General features: G+C 52.1%; 16 protein-coding genes. 6 read left to right on the top strand and 10 right to left on the bottom strand.

Translation table 11 applies throughout. From position 1 onward, the window contains the following. Positions 1-3: 3 nt before the first annotated feature. The 5 genes from LG297_RS13705 to LG297_RS13685 form a co-directional block, all read right to left on the bottom strand. Positions 4-1,281, bottom strand: a complete 1,278-nt coding sequence (locus LG297_RS13705) for a peptidylprolyl isomerase (RefSeq protein ID WP_404421147.1) — start codon at positions 1,279-1,281, stop codon at positions 4-6. Positions 1,282-1,287: 6 nt separating this feature from the next. Next, positions 1,288-3,471 (bottom strand): LPS-assembly protein LptD, encoded by a 2,184-nt coding sequence (locus LG297_RS13700; protein ID WP_404421145.1) that lies wholly within the window; start codon positions 3,469-3,471, stop codon positions 1,288-1,290. 4 nt (positions 3,472-3,475) lie between these two features. Next, positions 3,476-4,579: an LPS export ABC transporter permease LptG gene (lptG, locus tag LG297_RS13695; RefSeq protein WP_404421143.1), complete on the bottom strand. Its 1,104-nt coding sequence runs from the start codon at positions 4,577-4,579 to the stop codon at positions 3,476-3,478. After that, positions 4,576-5,673: an LPS export ABC transporter permease LptF gene (gene lptF / locus LG297_RS13690; RefSeq protein ID WP_404421141.1), complete on the bottom strand. Its 1,098-nt coding sequence runs from the start codon at positions 5,671-5,673 to the stop codon at positions 4,576-4,578. The genes lptG and lptF overlap by 4 nt, the downstream gene beginning before the upstream one ends. Positions 5,674-5,891: 218 nt before the next feature. Further along, the gene (locus LG297_RS13685; RefSeq protein ID WP_404421139.1) at positions 5,892-7,667 is read right to left on the bottom strand and encodes an acyl-CoA dehydrogenase; all 1,776 of its coding nucleotides are present in this window, start codon (positions 7,665-7,667) and stop codon (positions 5,892-5,894) included. A 314-nt stretch (positions 7,668-7,981) separates the two neighbouring features. On the opposite strand from LG297_RS13685, the gene LG297_RS13680 reads away from it, so the two are divergent. After that, positions 7,982-9,496: a S41 family peptidase gene (locus tag LG297_RS13680; protein WP_404421137.1), complete on the top strand. Its 1,515-nt coding sequence runs from the start codon at positions 7,982-7,984 to the stop codon at positions 9,494-9,496. A gap of 77 nt (positions 9,497-9,573) precedes the next feature. On the opposite strand, the gene LG297_RS13675 is transcribed toward LG297_RS13680, so the two are convergent. The 3 genes from LG297_RS13675 to LG297_RS13665 form a co-directional block, all read right to left on the bottom strand. Continuing rightward, positions 9,574-10,500 (bottom strand): NAD(P)-dependent oxidoreductase, encoded by a 927-nt coding sequence (locus tag LG297_RS13675; protein WP_404421135.1) that lies wholly within the window; start codon positions 10,498-10,500, stop codon positions 9,574-9,576. A gap of 59 nt (positions 10,501-10,559) precedes the next feature. Beyond that, on the bottom strand, positions 10,560-11,597 hold the full coding sequence (ppk2, locus tag LG297_RS13670) for a polyphosphate kinase 2 (RefSeq protein ID WP_404421133.1): 1,038 nt from the start codon (positions 11,595-11,597) through the stop codon (positions 10,560-10,562). Between the two features lie 137 nt (positions 11,598-11,734). Continuing rightward, positions 11,735-11,980, bottom strand: a complete 246-nt coding sequence (locus LG297_RS13665; RefSeq protein WP_404421131.1) for a DUF1127 domain-containing protein — start codon at positions 11,978-11,980, stop codon at positions 11,735-11,737. A 117-nt stretch (positions 11,981-12,097) separates the two neighbouring features. On the opposite strand from LG297_RS13665, the gene LG297_RS13660 reads away from it, so the two are divergent. Further along, positions 12,098-13,084 (top strand): transcriptional regulator GcvA, encoded by a 987-nt coding sequence (locus LG297_RS13660; protein ID WP_404421129.1) that lies wholly within the window; start codon positions 12,098-12,100, stop codon positions 13,082-13,084. Between the two features lie 2 nt (positions 13,085-13,086). Here LG297_RS13660 and LG297_RS13655 read toward each other — a convergent pair whose 3' ends face one another. Next, positions 13,087-13,503: a DUF1489 family protein gene (locus LG297_RS13655; RefSeq protein WP_404421127.1), complete on the bottom strand. Its 417-nt coding sequence runs from the start codon at positions 13,501-13,503 to the stop codon at positions 13,087-13,089. Positions 13,504-13,721: 218 nt separating this feature from the next. Here LG297_RS13655 and LG297_RS13650 point away from each other — a divergent pair, with 218 nt between their 5' ends. Genes LG297_RS13650 through LG297_RS13640 form a run of 3 tightly spaced genes read left to right on the top strand, consistent with a single transcriptional unit; the run spans position 13,722 to position 16,194 of the window. Then, on the top strand, positions 13,722-14,015 hold the full coding sequence (locus LG297_RS13650; RefSeq protein ID WP_404421125.1) for a DUF2849 domain-containing protein: 294 nt from the start codon (positions 13,722-13,724) through the stop codon (positions 14,013-14,015). Positions 14,016-14,027: 12 nt separating this feature from the next. Further along, a complete protein-coding gene (locus tag LG297_RS13645) occupies positions 14,028-15,683 on the top strand; it encodes a nitrite/sulfite reductase (protein ID WP_404421123.1) in 1,656 nt (551 codons plus the stop codon). Beyond that, positions 15,670-16,194 (top strand): DUF934 domain-containing protein, encoded by a 525-nt coding sequence (locus tag LG297_RS13640; RefSeq protein WP_404421121.1) that lies wholly within the window; start codon positions 15,670-15,672, stop codon positions 16,192-16,194. Before LG297_RS13645 ends, LG297_RS13640 begins: the two co-directional genes overlap by 14 nt. Before the next feature lie 89 nt (positions 16,195-16,283). On the opposite strand, the gene LG297_RS13635 is transcribed toward LG297_RS13640, so the two are convergent. Further along, complete coding sequence (locus LG297_RS13635) at positions 16,284-16,724, bottom strand: helix-turn-helix transcriptional regulator (RefSeq protein WP_404421119.1); 441 nt, start codon at positions 16,722-16,724, stop codon at positions 16,284-16,286. Positions 16,725-17,322: 598 nt separating this feature from the next. On the opposite strand from LG297_RS13635, the gene LG297_RS13630 reads away from it, so the two are divergent. Further along, positions 17,323-19,011: a methyl-accepting chemotaxis protein gene (locus LG297_RS13630; RefSeq protein WP_404421117.1), complete on the top strand. Its 1,689-nt coding sequence runs from the start codon at positions 17,323-17,325 to the stop codon at positions 19,009-19,011. Positions 19,012-19,087: the final 76 nt, after the last annotated feature.

Below are 19,087 nucleotides of genomic sequence, written 5' to 3'. Positions count from 1 at the left end.
GGATCAAATCCGGATGTCGATAAACGCGGTACGGCGCAATTCACGCAACTTGCGGCGTGCCAGAATTTCAAGGCGTTCCATTTCAAGCCGCTCGCGAATGCTTTCACGGTCAGGAAGCGAGCTTTCTTCGGTTTTGTCACAAACCATAACCAGAAGTGCGCCGCCGTCCACCTGAATGATATCGGAAATCTGTCCCTTGTTCAGATTGGCAACGGCATTTCTTACCGGACCGGCCAGATCATTTGGCGAGATGCCCTCGGTCTTGCCGCTCATTTCCGACCCCAGATCGACAGCGACATTTGCCAGCGACTGGCAGCTGTCGGCAGACTGTTTGGCGTTTTGCAGAATCCCGAGTTTGGTGTTCGCTTCTTCTTGCGGGGTATTCGCTGCAATCGGAACAAACAGTTGATAGAGATCAAGCCGGACGTCAGTCAGGGCATTGGCATCCCCGCGACGACGATCAAGAAGTTTCAGAATGTAATATCCGCGTATGGTTCTGATCGGAGCGCTGATATCACCGGGCTGCATCTGATTGACGGCTTGCTGCAATTCTCCTGCCATTTCACCAGAATAGAGCCAACCAAGATTGCCGCCATTGGCAGCGCTGGAACTTGCCGAGAATTGCCTTGCCAGTCCGCCAAAGTTTGCTCCCTGTTCCAGAGACCGTATCACTTCCCGGGCATTCTGGTAGACCTTGGTTTCGTCCTGGGGATTGTCGACAGGCAGGAATATTTCCTGAACGTTATTGCGCGGCTTACCTTGGTTGCTGCGAATGCGTTCCAGATTGTCATCGATTTCGGTATCGGAAATCTGGACTTCGCGACGCATGGAGCCCAAAAGCTTTTGCCAGCCGATCTGTGGACGTATCTGGTTTCTTATTGTTTCCGGTGCAATCCCGTTTTGGGCCAGAAAGCGGTCGAGCCCCCCGGATGGTAAGCCGGAATTCTGCTCGATCAGACCCTTTGCGCGATCAATATCCTCTTCGGTAACCTCGAAGCCGCGACGTTCTGCTTCCTGCAACTGCAGTTTTTCATTGATCAGCTGCTGCAAAATCTGCGGTGCCATTTCCTGACTTCGCTGGGGGCTCATCGGGATATTGGAAGATGCCGCGACGAGTTTGATACGTTCCAACAGATCAACCACTGAAATCGGAGCATCATTAACTACAGCTGCGACGCCAATCGTGCTTTGGGCCTTCGCCGAAGAGATCGGGTTTAACCCAAAAGCCACAACGACAAGTGATGCAACGAGAAGTGAGATTCTAGTGATACGCAAAGTCATACTGCCTTATAATCCGGCTGCTGATGCAAATTCGCCAAGCGTTTTGAATACCAAGCGGAAGATAAACTCATCCGACTGACCGAGATCCTGATCTTCGTAGAAGGTTCTTCTAACACGCCCGTCAAAGATGAAGCATTCATCTTCGTAAGCGAACCCGAAGCCATATTCAAGCGGGTCGTTCTGATCAAGGTCGTAGCGACTATATACTGTGCCCGACCAGAATTCGCTGAACTGACGTTCGGCTCGGAAATAAACCTCTTCACGTTGCCCGAACTCATCCGTGGTACCATCTTCGGCAAAGTGAACATAATCCAGATTAAGACGCAAAGTTTCTTTGCTCCCAACGCCTGCGGATACCTGGTTGCGGCGTGTAGAGAAATCCTCGTTATCGAGCCGGTAGCGGTAAGTTAAGTCGACGTATTTGTTAGGCGCAACAGTTACCCGACCAACATAATCAGACAGGTGATCTTCCAAACCCGATCCTTCGGCAAAAGTATCACCTTTGTTGGCACGATAGCTTTGTCCGAACATGGCACTGGTGTAACCGCCTTCCTCGCCATAAATTCCCCATTCAAGTCCATAACTGGTCCTGAACCCGTCTTCGGCGCGGTCAAGGCCGCTATATCTGTCGTGAGAGAAAATGTTGATGTCGTCGAATTCAAAGGATTGGGAGTCTTCGTTTGGAATCTCGTCCGGATTGCCACCATTCGGTGACCACGCCGCCATGACCATCGGTTTGACGATATGGTGGTAAGGGCCCTGATTGTTGACAAACGGCATATTCCAGTCGACAGCAGCTAAAGGAAGAATGCGCCCTGCATATCCGCTGTAATTTTGTTGTCCATCCCGGGATACATCCGAGACCATGTAATTATCCGTACGAACCGACATAGACAGTTTCGTCACGTCTCCCAATGTCCCAATATAGGGTAGAGCCCATCCTGCCTTGGCTGAGAGACGATGGGAATCCGTTCCTTCTTCTCGGGTAAGAGACAGGGCATCCAGATCGAGAGTTGTGTAACTGCCGTACTTTGCCGGGGCTGATTGTCCGTGAAATTGCGCGTGAGGTAAAATGATCGGAGTCGTGTCACGATCATCACGGCCTCTTAGACCTTGAAAATAATAACCGTCAACACGGCTATAACTTGAACCTCGAAATCCTTCTGTAAACAGGTTTGAGGTCAGAACAGACGGCGATCCAAAACCATATCGGTTCATATAAGTTTTTTCTGATGCCTGTTCGGCATCGAAGCCCCAACGCCAGGTCTCGTCTATGTCAAAGCGTCCCTCGGCATCAATATGGCCTTGCCAGTCGTCATTGCTGTCGCTGGTAACGCTGCTGACGACGTCCATTTCACCGCTGTCAAAGCGCTGCCGGTATTCACTTGCGAGAACCGGTCCTTCGTCTGTTGTGTAAATTGGGCGAAGTGTAAGGTCTTTGCTTTGATCAATTGCCCAGTAATAGGGCAATTCGAAGAATGAGCCGACATAGCTTGTATTGCCAAAGGACGGTGCCAACAGGCCAGATTGCCTTTTTACGGTCGGATCCGGATGCTGGAAATACGGCGAGTAAAAAACCGGGACCCCCGCAAATTCCAGCCGCGCGTCTTTGTATTCAACCGTTTTTGCGTTGGCATCATGAAGGACACGCGCTGCTTTGATCCGCCACAGGGGGGGCGTTTCAGGATCATCTTCGCAAACCTTGCAGGGAGAATAAACCGCCTTGGCAATTTCCGTAAAGTTTCCGCCGCTGCGTCGGGCACCAGTACCTGCAATGCGGGTGTTTTCATCAAGAAGAACATAAATGTCTTCAACAATGCCTTCCTTGAAGTCCCCCGTAAGTTCGACATAGCTTGCAAATGTTACTTCGCCAGAGGGTTCGGTAATGCTGACATTGCCAGAAGCGGTAAGCACATCCTGCGATCTGTCGTAGCTGACCGTATCGGCAAGCAAAATTCGCCCGTCACGGGAGATTTCAACATTTCCGCGTGCGGTTACCGTTTGCAGTTCCCGGTTATAGTCAACCTCGTCGGCACTGAACAAAATCTTCGATTGTTCTTCAGTTTCGGTTGCCACATTACCAGCTTGTTGGGCTTTGGCTGCAATCGGATACGCCCCCGCAAGTGCAAATGCACAGCCAAGTATTGTCTTCGTTGCCAGTCTTTTTATCATTCCCCCAGTACACGCCATTCAGCTAGCCATCCTCCAGATGCAGCAAGGTCGAAACTCCCAATAGCAAAGATATACCTGCAGGTGCCCAAGCTGACAGAACAGGCGGGATTCCGCCTGAAACGCCAAGTGCTGAAATGACATCGGTACAAAAGTAAAGAATGAAACCGGTTGCAACACCACCACCGATAACAAGAGATGCACGGCGTCGTCGAGAAAATTTAAGGCAGAATGCAGCCGCAATCAGTACCATGGCGCACAATAGCAAAGGACGTGACAGCAAGCTGTGAAAATGGATGCGATGTCGGGTTGCGTTGAAACCGGCCCGTTCCAGAAGATTGATAAACGGCCTTAAATCCCAAAACGACATCGTTTCCGGTGACGCAAAACTGTCCTGAATTTTTCGGACTGTCAGGTTGGTGGGTAACATCAATTCGGATGAGAACTCACTGACCTGTCCGGGATGAAACGTCCATGCATCATAGAAATGCCAGGTACCGGGCTCAAGCACCGCACGCCGGGCATCAATTCGGGTCGTGAAATCATCCGCATTCTCGAACCGGAAGACGGTGACATTACGCAGGTCTACCCGATCTGTTGCCTGACCACGTACTTCACGTGCATAGATCACCGCCTGACCATCCTGTGTGCCCTGACGTAACCATAACCCGCTTGAAGACAGGTTCATGATGCTGCTGTTACCCTGAAGGTAACGTGCCTCAAGTGTTTCGTAACGTTGCAGCAATATTGAGGATAGCGGATTGAGGGCCATGACCTGAATGGAGCCAAGCAAGATCGCGCACATGATTGGCGGCAGCAGAAATTGCCATGCGGATACACCTGCTGCACGTGTCACAACAAGTTCCTGATTGCCGGTCAGCTTCCAGAACGAAAACATCGATCCGAACAAGACGGCAAAAGGCAGGACCTTTTCTGTCATGAAAGGAATTCTGCTAGTGGCCATCTGGAAAACAATACCAACCGTGGCATCGGGTTTTCCGCCTGCTCTGCGTAACAATTCGATGGTATCGCCAATAAGGATCAAACCGATCAAAAGAGCAAGAATCCCGAGAATGGAAATCAGGACATGTTTGCCGAAATACAAAGTCAGCGTTGGGGATATCCTCATGCGGTAACCTCGTCACGGTTCGCTGCCTTCGCCTGGATTTGCGGCCCGCGGAATGTCCAGTAAAGGCCCCCGATGATCGGAAGAATTGCATTTAGATACATGAGCGGCACGAGGTCCGGATTCTTTGCTGCAAGGTTTTTCATGGCAATGCCGATAACCTGAAAAACAATCATGACAGCAATCGCCAGCAGCAGTCGACCCGTCTGACCCCGACGGGAGAAACTGCTTGAAACCAGAACCGCAAGCGCAATGCTTGCGAAACCGATTGCGTATAATGGCGAAATTAACCGGTCATGTCCCTCAGCACGGAACGGACCTAGGTCATTCTGATAAATATCTGGCGGCATTGCTGTCAGAAGGTTGGCTACGCTTCTTTCACGCGCTTCCCGATATCGCAAGGCGGGATCTTCTGTGTCGTGGGCAATATCAACAGCATAACGGTCGAAATAGAGGATCGACATCGTACCGTCCTTGGTGTTGACTTCCTGCCGGTTTCCGTCAAGCAACACGATCCTCGGGCCGTTTTCGGTTCTTACAAGCGCTCCATTCTTGGCCATCATTGTTGCTTGTGCAGCAGGATTTCTTGAGTCGTGAACCAAAATTCCAAGCAGTTCGTTGTCCTGCCCGACTTCCCGAATGTAGACGGTCAAACCGTCAAGGTCGGTAAAACTGCCTTCCTGCAGCAACACTGACGAGAAATCATTGCGAATGGAAAATTGCAGTTCCTTGAAATGCTGATAGCTGTAGGGCAGATAAAACAGTGTCAGGAAGTAACCAAAGGCGGCAGTCAGCAATGCCAGTATGAGTGTCGGTTTCGCCAGAGCCCACTGGCTTAACCCGGCAGAACGCATCACGATCAGTTCGCGGTCCTGAATAAGTTTGTTGTAGGTAAAAACAACAACGAAAAAGAGCGAAATAGGTAAAATAATTGCCAAAAAACTGGGAAGCAGCAAAGACGTCAATTGCAAAAAGACCGAGACTGAGAGGCCCCGGTTTACAATCATTTCAATGAAACGCAGGCTCTGCGACAGCCAGATGACACATAGCAAGCCAAGTGTCACGAACACCATCATGATAAACTGCTGCTTCAGCATATATCGGGTTAAACGATTCATTGGCCGGATTATAGAGAAGCGTTCAAAAACCGAAACAAGAAATTAGGGATAAATCCCGGCAATTGCACTGTGTCGTGGCGTGGTGGGGTGGCTGCGGTGAATTATATTGCAACCGATTGTCGTAAAAGGCGAAAACACATGCCTTCGGGGCATTTGAAGCCCCGAAGGCATGACGGGATTACAACGGCAAAGCTGTGTCAGAATAATGGCGCCGTTTCGTGCAACAGATCATTTTCGGTATTGGTTATCTGTCTTGCCATGAAGTCGACCTCCGGGAGGATCTGCCCAAGAAAGAAATTGCAACTCAGGCGTTTGGTCTTGGTGAACCCGTTATCCAATCCGCTGTCGGCAATTTTCAGGAGTGAGCGGAACATCAGCCAGCCTGCAACACAAATCGAAGCCTGCCGAAGATAGGGAGATGCCAACGCCTGTGAGAGGGCCGGGGCATTTTCGCATCGATCAAGGATGTCCGCTGTGGTTTCTTCAAGTTGGTTCAGTGCAGCTTCAAGCATTTTTCCGGCTTTGATCACCTCCCTAGTTCCGCGTGCTGCGGAAATGGTTTTGCGCATATCTGCAACAAGCGCTTGCATCGCTTCCCCTTTGTCACGCAGGAGCTTCCGGCCGATCAGGTCAAGAGCCTGAATACCATTGGTTCCTTCATAGATCGGAGCAATGCGGGCATCGCGAAGGTGTTGGGCGGCACCTGTTTCTTCAATGAAGCCCATGCCACCATGAACCTGAATACCGAGAGAGGCATTCTCCACCCCCAGATCGGTTGACCAACCCTTTACCATCGGTATCAACAGATCTGCACGTGCCTGCGCAGTTTTGCGGGTACCCAAATCCCTATGGTGATGGGCAATGTCAAGCTGGAGAGCCGCATAAAGCGAAAGCGAACGGGCGGCTTCTGTCGTTGCCCTCATTTGGATCAGCATGCGCTGCACATCACCATGATGAACAATGCTATCATCGTGCCCGGTAACGGGTGACTTACCCTGTTTGCGATCTTGCGCATAAGATACGGCCTGCTGATAAGCCCTTTCTGAGATTGCAACACCCTGTTGGCCAACGGCAAGGCGGGCATTGTTCATCATGGTGAACATGCAGGCCAAGCCTTGGCCTTCCTTACCGACAAGATAGCCGGTGGCACCGCCCTGATCACCAAATGAAAGGACGGCCGTCGGGCTGCCATGAATGCCGAGCTTGTGTTCGAGGGATACGCATTTTACATCGTTGCGTGCGCCTATCGTCCCATCTTCCTTCGCAAGGAATTTCGGCACGATGAAAAGCGAAATTCCTTTAACCCCATCAGGTGCATTCGGTGTTCGCGCCAGCACAAGATGAACGATATTGTCTGTCATCTCGTGATCACCATAGGTGATGAAAATCTTTTGCCCGGTAATACGGTAAGAGCCATCATCTACGGGAACAGCTACGCTGCGCACTTTTGAAAGATCGGACCCTGCCTGCGGTTCGGTCAGATTCATGGTGCCGGTCCATTCACCGCTGACCATGCGCGAAAGATAAAGTTCGCGCTGTGCGTCAGACCCGTGTGTGGCCAGAAGCTCTATCGCGCCTGCCGTCAGCATCGGGCAAAGCGCAAACGCCATATTCGATGAATGCCAAAGTTCTCCGACGGCAGCACCCAGCAGGAGGGGAAGGCCCATACCGCCCTCGGATTCCGGGGCGCTGATACCTTGCCAACCACCCTCGCAGAACTTGTCATAGGCATCTTTCCATCCCGTCGGCGTGCGCACCGTGCCGTCAGCCTGAAGTACCGCCCCTTCGAGATCGCCGACACGGTTTAACGGCGCCAGAATATTTGCGGCAAGCTTGCCTGCCTCTTCGAGGATCGCATCTACAAGATCAGGAGTGGTTTCGGCAAAGCACGGCATATCTGAAACGGCTTGCAAGCCGATCACTTCATGGATCAGAAACCGCAGATCATGGATTGGTGGCGTAAAATCGCTCATGGAAAAAAGCGTCTCCCTGAATTGTGAGGCGCCCGCTCAGTATCGCCCTCGTTACGGGGCGTCGTTCTTCCGTTACAGCATAATCGGATGAACCGGGAATATCGAGTCTGTTTCACCGCGGAACCGCCAAATTCTTGTCAGACATTCGTCGCGTATCAGGACGGGATGCGCTGCGGTACTGGCGAAAATGCACATTCGTTCCGATATAAATCAAATTAAGACGATGTTGCGGGGTCGCCATTCGGGTTCTGGCGGGCTAAACTGCCCCTCTGACGATCCGGACAAGGTCCGAAAGAACGAAAAAACACAGGAGTATGGCGGTGCTGCGCAAAGGAATATTACCGATTTTGCTTGCGGTGGTGATTTCATTTGCCGGAACAAGATTGGTGGCATGTGCCGGTCCGGTTTGGCCAAGCGATGATGAACAGCAGTTTCTGGATGCTTATCGCGATTATGTCGCTGATAGCGGCGCCACCAGCGATCAGTATGATCGTGCAGACAAGCTGTTTGTAGAAGCGGTTGAGGTTCTCTCGGATACCTATGTCGAAAATATTGATCGGTCGGCGTTCGTTAAAAGGGCAATTGCAAGTTTGCCCGACCTTGAAACCGAAGATCACACACCCAGTGGGATTGTCGGCGCGGTGCTGGATGAAAGCCTGCATGACCTTGATCCGCACAGCGCCTATATGACCGATGAAATGTTTCGCCGTCTGCAGGAAAGTACGGAAGGCAGCTTTGCCGGTGTCGGTATCGTTATTTCGCAGGACGAAGATAAATTGATCCGTATCGTTTCGCCTATCGACGATACGCCTGCCGCCCGGGCCGGGTTGCAACCCAACGACCGGATTACGCATATTGACGGTCATGATATGAAGGGTGAACCGATTGCGGAAGCTGTCCGGCTGATGCGCGGTCGCGTTGGTGACCCGGTGACTTTAACGATCCAGCGAAAGCAGGAAAATTTTGACGTCACCGTTAAACGTGCCCGGATCGAAGTCCCGTCCGTGACGGCATCAATCATTGATAACGATCTCGCCTATGTTCGGGTATCGCGTTTTGACGCAAGCACGCTTGATCAGACACGCGAATATCTTGAAATGCTGGAAGACCGGATCGGGACGCCACGCGGGATCATTGTCGACTTGCGCAGGAACCCGGGCGGGTTGCTTGACAGTGCAGCCGACATTGCCGATCAGTTCTTGAGCGACGGCCTGATTGTCGCGACCGAAGGACGGGGTGAACGCAAGCTGCGCAGTTATGAAGCTGACAGCAGTGATTATTTCGATGGTGTGCCCATGGCGATCCTGCTGGATCGCGGCTCGGCATCCGGGGCTGAACTGATGGCAGCTGCCTTACGCGAGAACGGTCGAGGCGTTATCATTGGTGAACAGTCCTTTGGCAAAGGGTCGATGCAGCGCATCATGCCGCTGACATCGGGCGGTGGGCTTAAAATCACGACCGGTTATTATACCACGCCGGAAAACCATATCGTTCAGGGTAACGGCGTCATTCCGGATATCGAGGTCAAACTTCAGGATGCCGAGGCGTTCGAACGCGAAGTCGATCTGGAGCACGCATTGCCGCCGCTCCGTCGTGACCCGCGCAAGGTTCTGGCATCAATGGATGCGGCAAGTTGCGAGCGCGACATCAATGTTACGCAGATCGGGAAATCCGCGGCCAGTGATACCCCGGTTGAGGCCGAAGCCGACGGAGAGGCCAAGGAATTGCAGCGTGACACGGTTCTGGAATGTGCTGTTGGCTATTTCAGTGATGGCCAGCTTGCTGTTTATCGTGATCAGGTGGAGCCGCTTCTGCGGGCCGGACTCTAAGAACATTCTTGATTATTAAAAACAAAAACGCGACCAACTGCTGGCCGCGTTTTGTTTTGTCAGAATGGGATAGCCGTTTATCCGCGTGAAAGAAGATCGATCAGGCTGGATGTATCCCAGCGATTGCCGCCGCGTTCCTGAACCTGCGCATAGAATTGATCAACAAGCGCGGTTACCGGCAGGCGCGCGCCATTGCGTTTCGATTCTTCAAGGCAGATTCCAAGGTCTTTGCGCATCCAGTCGACTGCAAAACCGAAATCGAACTTGTTTTCAACCATGGTCTTGCCGCGGTTTTCCATTTGCCAGCTACCCGCCGCACCCTTGGAAATCACGTCAAGGACCTTGCCCATATCAAGTCCGGCCTTGCGACCGAAATTAACGCCCTCGGAAAGGCCCTGAACCAGACCGGCAATACAGATCTGGTTTACCATCTTGGTCAGTTGGCCGGAGCCGCTTTCGCCCATCAGTTGACAGGATCGGGCAAAAGCATCGATTACAGGGGCTGCGCGATCAAACGCTGCCTGATCACCGCCACACATGACGGTAAGAACGCCGTTTTCGGCACCAGCCTGCCCACCGGAAACCGGGGCGTCAATAAATGCAACACCAGCCTCTTTGGCAGCATTATAAAGTTCGCGCGCAACATCGGCCGAGGCGGTCGTATTGTCGATCATGACAACGCCCTTTGCCGCACCGGCAAGTGCCCCGGTATCGCCCAGAACAACACTGCGCAGATCGTCGTCATTGCCAACGCAGATGAAAACAAATTCTGCACCCTTGGCAGCTTCGGCCGGGGTGGGAGCGGATTTTCCGCCATATTCACCCGCCCATTTATCTGCCTTTGCGGCGGTGCGGTTGAAAACAGTAACGTCGTGCCCTGCCTTTTGCAGGTGGCCGGCCATGGGATAGCCCATGACGCCCAGCCCGATAAATGCACATTTTGCCATTTCGTGCCTCCCGTGAATTGATCTTACCAGTAAAGGAGGCAGCCTTCCGAATGTCAATGCAAGGGAATGTCACGGAGACAATGTTTCCACGATCCGGAATACATATCGGTCATATCTCAGTCGTCGAGTGCCAGTTCCTCGCTTACGGTGTGGATGATCCGGCGATCATAGGTCAGAAGTTCTGATCGTTTTCCCGGATATTCGAACTGGGACAGGTAATACCGGATGGCATTGACGCGCGCACGTTTCTTGTCATCGGATTTGACAATGATCCACGGACTGTCGGCAGTCGAGGTATGGAAAAACATCTCTGTCTTGGCTTCGGTATAAGCATCCCAAAGATTCTGGGATGCCAGATCAACCGGGCTCAGCTTCCACTGTTTAAGCGGGTCTTGTTTGCGCTGATCAAACCGGCGCGCCTGTTCTTTTTTGCTGACCGAAAAATAGAATTTGGTCATGTGAATGTCGGAGCGGATCAGCATGCGTTCCAGAGCAGGAACCGATTGCAGGAACTCGCTGACTTCGAACATGTTGCAGAAGCCCATAACCCGTTCAACCATCGCCCGGTTATACCAGGACCGGTCAAACAGGACGATTTCCCCGCCTGACGGCAGATGTTCGACATAACGCTGGAAATACCATTGGGTCACTTCCCGGTCGTTCGGTTTGCCTAGGGCGACGACACGCGCACCGCGCGGATTAAGATGTTCGGTAAAACGTTTGATCGTGCCGCCCTTGCCAGCCGCATCGCGGCCTTCGAAAATGACCAGGGATTTGATGTTTTCGGCCTTGACCCAGTTTTGCAGCTTGAGAAGTTCGATATGCAGCGGTGCAATCAGTTCAAGATACTGCTTGCCGTGCATCTTCTTGGCACGAGCACTGGGATCAAGATCGATATCCGGAGGAAGATAATCATCGGAAGATTCCGTTTCATGGGCACTGCGTTTGTTCGTCGGACGATCATCAAGACGGTCCATCGTCATGCTTTCGGCATCCAGCAGAAAACGGTCGCGTGCTTCGCTATCAAGACTGGAAAGGTCGGGATGCTGTTTCGATGCCTTGCGGCTGCGTGCAGTGTGTTTCACCGCGTTGCGGATCGAACTGTCACTGCTTTCTGCTTTCTTTGTCGTGGTGCTTTGCTTTTTCGCCGCCATTCTGTTGATGCCTCTGCAACTTTAATGGGAAATTACAGTGGCATAAATGCGCCATGATCGAAAGGGGGCGCAAGGAGGTAGATCAAATCCGGGGGCGGATCGGTGTTCGATCATGGCGCAGTCGGCGGTCTGTCAGATTAAATCGGATAGGATTTCCGGTATTCGGCTTCGGCGTCGCTGCGCGACAGGCCGATATCGGCAAGCTGGCTGTCACTTAGCCGCATAAGGGCACGTCGTTGCGACCGCTTGGCCAGAGTATCTGCGAGAATATTCAATGCCGTGTTTATTCCCTGCTGCAGGTTTCCGGCAAATTGCTGAAGGCTACTGGCGTGGCTGTGTACACGGTTCTGGCCAGAAGTCGTCTGGCAAATTAAATGTGCCATGGTCGTTCTCCTGAATTGAGTTCCTCTAATGAGGGTGTCGATTGTTGAAGGCCATATTCACGCCAAACGTCTTGCGTGACAAACGAGTATTTCTGGGGTTAAGTATTAGTTGATCTAATGACGAGTTGGTTTGAGGCAAAAATGCGTTTACCCCCGTTACAGTCCTTGCGTGCATTTGACGCGGCTGCCCGGCATCTTAATTTTACCCGCGCGGCCGAGGAGCTTTTTGTAACCCAGGGCGCTATCAGTCAGCAGATTCGCCAGCTTGAGGAATATTTGGGTTTTCGATTGTTCTTTCGTTTGCCGCGGCGATTGCAATTGACCGATGAAGGCGACCGTCTGGCACGTGCAACGTACGAAGGTTTTTCACGTATCGCCGGAGAAATCGAAAGTCTTCGGGCGGTTGAGGAAGCCGGGGTTGTTACGGTCAGTGTCCTTCAATCCTTTGCCGTTAAGTGGCTGGTGCCACGTCTTGGGCATTTTCGTGAAGCCCATCCCGATATTGATGTTCGCATTCACGCCGATGATCGATTGGTTGATTTTCGCAATGAAGGTATTGATCTTGCTGTTCGTTTCGGTCGTGGTAGGTATCCAAATCTTTATACCGAACTGTTGATGCGCGACGAGGTGTTTCCGGTTTGCAGCCCTGACTACCTCGCCTCCAGCGCCCCGTTGAACAAACCGGCTGATATTGCAGGGCACCAGTTACTGCATGATGCCACCTCGCACATAGAACAGCCCCGTGCAGCGGATTGGCAGTTCTGGCTGGAGGGGGTCGGGGTCAAGGGGATTGATCTGCGTCGCGGGCTGCGCTTCAATTCCGGCGATATGGTTATTCAGGCGGCTTTGATGGGGCATGGTGTTGGTATGGCACGTACTAGCCTGGCCGCGCAGGACCTGAAAGCCGGTCTGCTTGTCCGGCCATTTCCGCAAACCGTTGCGTCAAGCTATGCCTATTATCTGACCTGTCCCGAGGAAAACCTGAATCGGCCGCGTGTGCAGGCCTTTATCCGCTGGTTAAAGGATGAAGTCGCTGTAACGCTCATGGATATAGAGGAAAGTCAGCCAGCGTTGAAAATCGTTACGCCTAATCCCGATACCTGAATTCAGATCAGGCCAAGTTCACGTAACTCGTCTGCCATGTCTTCGGGAAGCGTTTCTGCGCCACCGACCTGCTTTTCATCCGGCGGGCATTTGTCTTCGGGAAGGTATCGCCAGCCCTGAAATGCGCGATGGGGCCATGTGCGGGTTTCGACCAGTTCGGGGTCAAGGACGATACGGCAATGTTTGATGCCTTCCTCGTCAATAAATTCTTCCAGATCAAGAACACGCTGACGGGCACGAATAGCCCCCTTGATCACCCAATAGATCGAACCGCCATCGAGAATCTCCGCCTTGCGTTTCGGAGTCATTCTTGTGGTGTGGTAAATCCGGCCATGAAGCCCGCCAAAATAGGCCTGCCATTGACGCAGGGTTTCAGGGCTTTCTGTACCAACGCTAAGTTTGATCAGGTGAAGGGGCATGGTTTGTTCGTATTCTTTCGGGCAAGACAGGATGTTATCTGACCTAGAAGTCATGCGTGGTTTGGTCAAGGGGTGATTAATAATTACAAATAAAAATTGTAATTATATGTATTTCACAAAAAAACTTGACCAATAGTGTATAATCATCCAAATTCTGACGCAGAAAATGTCCACAGACAGGACATCAACCAGAGAGATTTACAGGCTGAGAGAACCGAATGTCCCTGCAAGTTGTCACGGCAAACCGGCTTGATGACGGGCTGGTGGTGTTTCTGACCGCTGATGGCGGTTGGAGCGAAAACATAGACCAGTCGCGTGTTGCCGATGGAAAAGAGGCGGGTGACGCCTTGCTGGCAGAGGCCAGTGCACCTGAGCTCGATACTGTCATTGTCGGACCCTATCTGATCGAGGTCGAACAACAGGACGGTGGGCTGGTTCCGACGAAATATCGTGAAGTTCTGCGCACCAAAGGTCCCAGTGTGCGGCAGGATCTCGGCTATCAGGCCGGGTAAGGAGGATACACCATGTATCGCTATGATGATTTTGACCACCAACTGGTGCTGGAACGTACCGAGCAGTTCCGTGAACAGGTAAAACGTCGTCTTTCTGGCGATATTACCGAAGACCAGTTCCGCCCGCTGCGTCTAATGAACGGTGTTTATCTTCAGCTTCACGCCTATATGCTGCGCGTTGCCGTTCCCTATGGCACGCTGCGCGCCGATCAGTTGCGCCAGCTTGGCTATATCGCGCGGCGCTATGACAAGGGTTACGGCCATTTTACGACCCGTCAGAATATCCAGTATAACTGGCCGAAGCTTGCCGAAATCCCCGATGCGCTGCTTGATCTGGCCAAGGTCGAAATGCACGCCATTCAGACGTCGGGCAACTGCATTCGCAACACGACCACCGATCAGTATGCCGGTGCTGCGGCCGACGAGATCGAAGATCCGCGGCCCTATTGCGAACTGATCCGTCAATGGTCGACCTTCCACCCGGAATTCACCTATCTGCCGCGCAAATTCAAAATCGCGGTGACCGGGTCGCCGAATGATCGTGCCGCAGTAAAGGTCCATGATATCGGACTTCACATGCATCAGAATGATGCGGGCGAGGTCGGGTTCGAGGTTATCGTGGGCGGTGGTCTTGGTCGCACGCCATTCGTTGGTAAAACCGTGCGCGACTTTATCGGCAAGAACGATCTGTTTTCGTATCTTGAGGCGATCCTGCGGGTTTATAACCGTTTTGGCCGTCGTGACAATAAGTACAAGGCACGCATCAAAATCCTCGTCCATGAAATTGGGGTCGAGGAAATGCAGCGCCTGGTCGAGGAAGAATGGGCGCAGATCAAGGACGGATCACTGCGCGTCGATGATGCCGAAATTGCGCATTACATCGAACAATTCGCCCCTCCGGCATTCGAAACCCTTTCCGACGATGATGCCGAATTTGAACGTCGTAAGGCCGAAAACCGGGAATTCTCCAACTGGGTGCGTTCGAACGTCATTGCGCACAAGCAACCGGGTTATGCGATTGCCAACGTATCGCTGAAGCCGATTGGTGGTATTCCGGGCGATGCAACCGATACCCAGATGGAACTGGTTGCCGATCTGTCGGAGCAGTACAGTTTTGGTGATGTCCGTGTAACCCACGAACAGAATCTGGTTTTGCCGCACGTGAAAAAGGCCGATTTGTTCTCGCTTTGGGCAGAACTGAAAAATGCCAATCTGGCGACTGCGAACCTTGGCTATGTTACCGACATAATTTCCTGCCCGGGGCTGGATTATTGCGCACTGGCAACGGCGCGTTCGATCCCGCTGTCGCAGCGTATTTCGGAACGCTTTTCCGATCTGGATCGCCAGCATGATATCGGCGAACTCAAGATCAAGATTTCCGGCTGCATCAATGCCTGTGGGCATCACCATGTCGGCCATATCGGCATTCTGGGCCTCGATAAACGTGGCAAGGAATTCTATCAGATCACCCTTGGTGGCGACGCCAGCGAGAATGCCGAAATCGGCAAAATCGCCGGTGCCGGTTTCTCCGAAGCCGAAGTCGTCGATGCCATTGAAAGTCTGGTGACCAAATATCTTGGCATTCGCGAAACCGGCGAACGTTTTGTCGATACCTATCGCCGTGTCGGCATGGACCCGTTCAAGGAGGTGCTTTATGGCGATCGTTAAGAATGACAGTGTGATTGATCAGGAATGGATCACACTTGACGCCGAAGCCGACCTTCCGCCGGGCGAGGAAAACATTATCGTGCCTCTTGCGCGTTTTAAGGAAGAACGCGAAACGCTGGTCGGTCGAAATGGTGGTCTTGGCGTGCAGCTCAATCCGGGCGACGCTCCCGAAGATTTGGCAGACGATCTGGGCCGGCTTTCGATCATCACGATCAATTTCCCGGCCTACACGGACGGGCGCGGATATTCCTATGCGCGTGTGTTGCGCGAACGCCTTGGTTTCAAAGGTGAACTTCGTGCAATTGGTGACGTGCTGCGCGACCAGATTCTTTACATGCATCGTTGTGGTTTTGATGCCTATGAGCTCAAGGTTGATGGCGAAACGGCTCTGACTAAGGTGCGCACCGCGCTTAAGGAAATGTCGGTCTATTACCAGCCTACCGGTGATGGTCGCGCCACAGCGGCCTCCTTGCGTGAACGCCGCCGGGCAGGATTGGCGACCAGAGTGTGACATATCGACTTTAAAGAGTTGAAGCCGTGCGATGAAAAAAGGGGAGTGGCAGGTTTGCCTCTCCCCATTTTTGTGATGGTTTGCGTATTTTAAAGCTGTGCAGCCTTCATCAGGAAACAAAGATTCTTGGGGTTCGGTTCGCTACCCCGGGTCTTTTCGGAAAGTAGCATCGCATAACCAAGGACAACGATTTCTGCCAGTTGTCCGCTGTCCCAGCTTGGGTGATGCTTGCTGCGAAACTGTTCAAGCTCATCAATCACCATATGCAGGACATCCCGATCCAGTAGGGTGGCTTCATCTTTCGTTGTGCGGCTTTCGCGCAGCATTTCGCCCTTGCCGGTCAGTAGCCAGGTGCCGTCAATTCCCAATTCCACAAGCATGGAGAGGGAGGATGCCTTTGGTTCATTTTTGTCCAGTTCGTATCTTTCCCAGGATTTGCGGGTTAGGCCCGACATGCTTGCGGCTGCGGTTGCGCTCAGGCCGACATGTTTGCGAGCCAGTCTTATTCTTTGATGGAGGCTGCTGCTCATGTGGCTTTCCTTTTGGGAGGAGGGCAGCCGCGCAATGCCTTTGAAAAATGATCTGCAGCAGGGGTGAGAGAACTTCCCCGGAAGTTCTGTTTTTGCCATAATGGTTTAAAATAAATCCATTTTTGGGATTTGACCTGCAATTTATTCTTGAAAATGGGTATTATTTGTTCCATTGTTTTCCAGTTCCTGGGATCGGGATACTCGCTGAAATATAGTTCCGGGGCCGGGTCGAAAGGTCAGTACCAAACGTTTAGGGGGCGTTGCATATCCGGTTTCGTGGGAATCAATGTTTTTCCGGCGCATCATTCGTGCGTTCGCATGAGTGTATTCTCCTTCTCGTGCAGCATCGCCGCCAGACGGGGAGATACGGAAGGCTAGGTTGCCTCAACCCATAATAATACGGCGTGTTCGGTTCCAAGTCACTGACGAGAGTCTCCTGACATTGGTCGTGCCACCTGCCGTTTTACATCTGAAAATATGTACAAGTTCGCATGCATCGTTGTTTCCGCGAGACATGTCATGCCAATGGAATCAACTATCTGCAAGATGAGCATCAAGTCAAAATGTTCAAGCTGGTTTGATTTCTTTGCGCTCCGGGATGGAAAATTATCAGGGGGCAGAAGTGAATTTTCTCAAGAATATCAAAATCTCCAAAAAGGTTTTTGGCGGATTTGGCATCGTTTTGTTGTTACTTTCTGTCATGGCGGTGATTGCCGTCCTTTCACTGACCACAGCGGACGATAATTTTACCAGATATCGTGAGATTGCTTTGCAGTCCAATCAGGCTGGCCGTGTACAAGCCAACATGCTTGAAGCACGGCTTGCCGTGCGCATTTATCAGTCAGAGCCGACGACAGAGGTGGCAGACGATGCAATCGAGCGTCTGGAGGCAACAGCTGCGCTGAATACGGAATTGCGTTCTCTTGTGGATGAGCCTGAAAAGATTGAGGCCATAGAACGTAGTTCCCGGAATATTGCCTCTTATTTCAAGGGGGTTCGCGATATGATTGCCGCTAAAGACCCCGTGATAACAGAACGGATATCGAGCGAAACCCTGAATGTGATAGGGCCGAAAATCACCACGGAAATGGAGGATTTCAAGCTTTTAATCAAGGCAGAGCAGGATGAGCTCGGTCCAAGAGCCGCGGCCGAGATCGAGAATGGTGCTTTGATAACTGAAGTGCTTGTGGTTGTTGTTATCTTTCTTGGATCGGTTGCGGCATGGCTGATCGGTACCGGTATTTCGCGTCCTATTGTTTCGATTACCGCGTCGATGCGGACATTGGCTAATGGTGATAAAACGATCTTGATTCCGGGGCAGGATCACAAGGACGAAATCGGCGAAATGGCAAAAGCCGTTTTGGTGTTCAAAGAAAACATGATCAAGGCCGAAGAGCTCGCAGCACAAGAAGCCGAAGCTCAAAAGCGTCGGGAGGAGCGTGCAAAACTGATCGAAAAACTGACCAATGACTTCGATGACGATGTGTCGACTGTTCTTAAAACCGTCGCTTCTGCTGCAACCGAAATGCAGGCAACTGCAACATCAATGACGGCAACAGCTGAGGAGACCAGTCGTCAGTCGACCGTGGTTGCCGCCGCAGCGGAACAGGCATCCAACAATGTTCAAACCGTTGCCAGTGCGTCAGAAGAACTAAGTGCATCGATTTCTGAGATCAGCCAACAGGTCAGCCAGTCGGCGCAGGTGGCAATCCGCGCGGTGAATGAGGCTGAAAGTACAAATATCCAGGTTCGTGGTCTTGCAGAAGCAGCTCAGAAGATCGGCGATGTTGTTGGCCTGATCAGTGATATTGCAGCCCAGACCAACCTGCTCGCACTTAATGCAACGATTGAGGCCGCGCGTGCTGGCGAGGCTGGAAAGGGTTTTGCTGTTGTGGCAGCCGAAGTTAAAAACCTTGCCAATGCAACATCCAAGGCGACGGAAGAGATCACGACCCAAATTACCGCCATTCAGGGCGAGACTGACAGCGCGGTAGTTGCAATCGATTCCATTGGGCGCACCATTGCCGAAATCAGTGAAATTGCTGCAACTATTGCAAGTGCGGTTGAGCAGCAGGGCGCTGCGACGGAAGAAATCAACCGCAATGTTCAGGAAGCATCTACCGGGACCAATGAAGTTACCGAAAACATCCATGGTGTGAACGAGGCGGCAGCCTCAACCGGTGCCGCCGCCGATCAGGTTTTGGCCGCGTCCGGTGATCTGTCCGAGCAAGCCGAAACCTTGCGCCACAAGGTCGAAGCGTTCCTGTCTGCGGTAAAGGCGGCATAGGTTCAAAGCATAGAACACATTCTGGTTCGGACTATACTTCAAGTTTGGATAAGGGTGCCCATGCGGGTGCCCTTTC

Origin of the sequence: Thalassospira australica (genome assembly GCF_044790785.1) — a bacterium.
In the GTDB taxonomy this organism is placed as follows: Bacteria; Pseudomonadota; Alphaproteobacteria; order Rhodospirillales; family Thalassospiraceae; genus Thalassospira; species Thalassospira australica_A.
Note: the sequence above shows the minus strand (reverse complement) of the source record. Positions and strands in the feature narration are given on the sequence as shown.

Bases quoted from the DNA above. Each gene is read 5' to 3' on its own strand.
- LG297_RS13705 (WP_404421147.1), bottom strand. From the start codon at position 1,281: ATGACTTTGCGTATCACTAGAATCTCACTTCTCGTTGCATCACTTGTC.
- LG297_RS13700 (WP_404421145.1), bottom strand. From the start codon at position 3,471: ATGGCGTGTACTGGGGGAATGATAAAAAGACTGGCAACGAAGACAATA.
- lptG (WP_404421143.1), bottom strand. From the start codon at position 4,579: ATGAGGATATCCCCAACGCTGACTTTGTATTTCGGCAAACATGTCCTG.
- lptF (WP_404421141.1), bottom strand. From the start codon at position 5,673: ATGCTGAAGCAGCAGTTTATCATGATGGTGTTCGTGACACTTGGCTTG.
- LG297_RS13685 (WP_404421139.1), bottom strand. From the start codon at position 7,667: ATGAGCGATTTTACGCCACCAATCCATGATCTGCGGTTTCTGATCCAT.
- LG297_RS13680 (WP_404421137.1), top strand. From the start codon at position 7,982: ATGGCGGTGCTGCGCAAAGGAATATTACCGATTTTGCTTGCGGTGGTG.
- ppk2 (WP_404421133.1), bottom strand. From the start codon at position 11,597: ATGGCGGCGAAAAAGCAAAGCACCACGACAAAGAAAGCAGAAAGCAGT.
- LG297_RS13665 (WP_404421131.1), bottom strand. From the start codon at position 11,980: ATGGCACATTTAATTTGCCAGACGACTTCTGGCCAGAACCGTGTACAC.
- LG297_RS13660 (WP_404421129.1), top strand. From the start codon at position 12,098: ATGACGAGTTGGTTTGAGGCAAAAATGCGTTTACCCCCGTTACAGTCC.
- LG297_RS13655 (WP_404421127.1), bottom strand. From the start codon at position 13,503: ATGCCCCTTCACCTGATCAAACTTAGCGTTGGTACAGAAAGCCCTGAA.
- LG297_RS13650 (WP_404421125.1), top strand. From the start codon at position 13,722: ATGTCCCTGCAAGTTGTCACGGCAAACCGGCTTGATGACGGGCTGGTG.
- LG297_RS13645 (WP_404421123.1), top strand. From the start codon at position 14,028: ATGTATCGCTATGATGATTTTGACCACCAACTGGTGCTGGAACGTACC.
- LG297_RS13640 (WP_404421121.1), top strand. From the start codon at position 15,670: ATGGCGATCGTTAAGAATGACAGTGTGATTGATCAGGAATGGATCACA.
- LG297_RS13635 (WP_404421119.1), bottom strand. From the start codon at position 16,724: ATGAGCAGCAGCCTCCATCAAAGAATAAGACTGGCTCGCAAACATGTC.
- LG297_RS13630 (WP_404421117.1), top strand. From the start codon at position 17,323: ATGGAAAATTATCAGGGGGCAGAAGTGAATTTTCTCAAGAATATCAAA.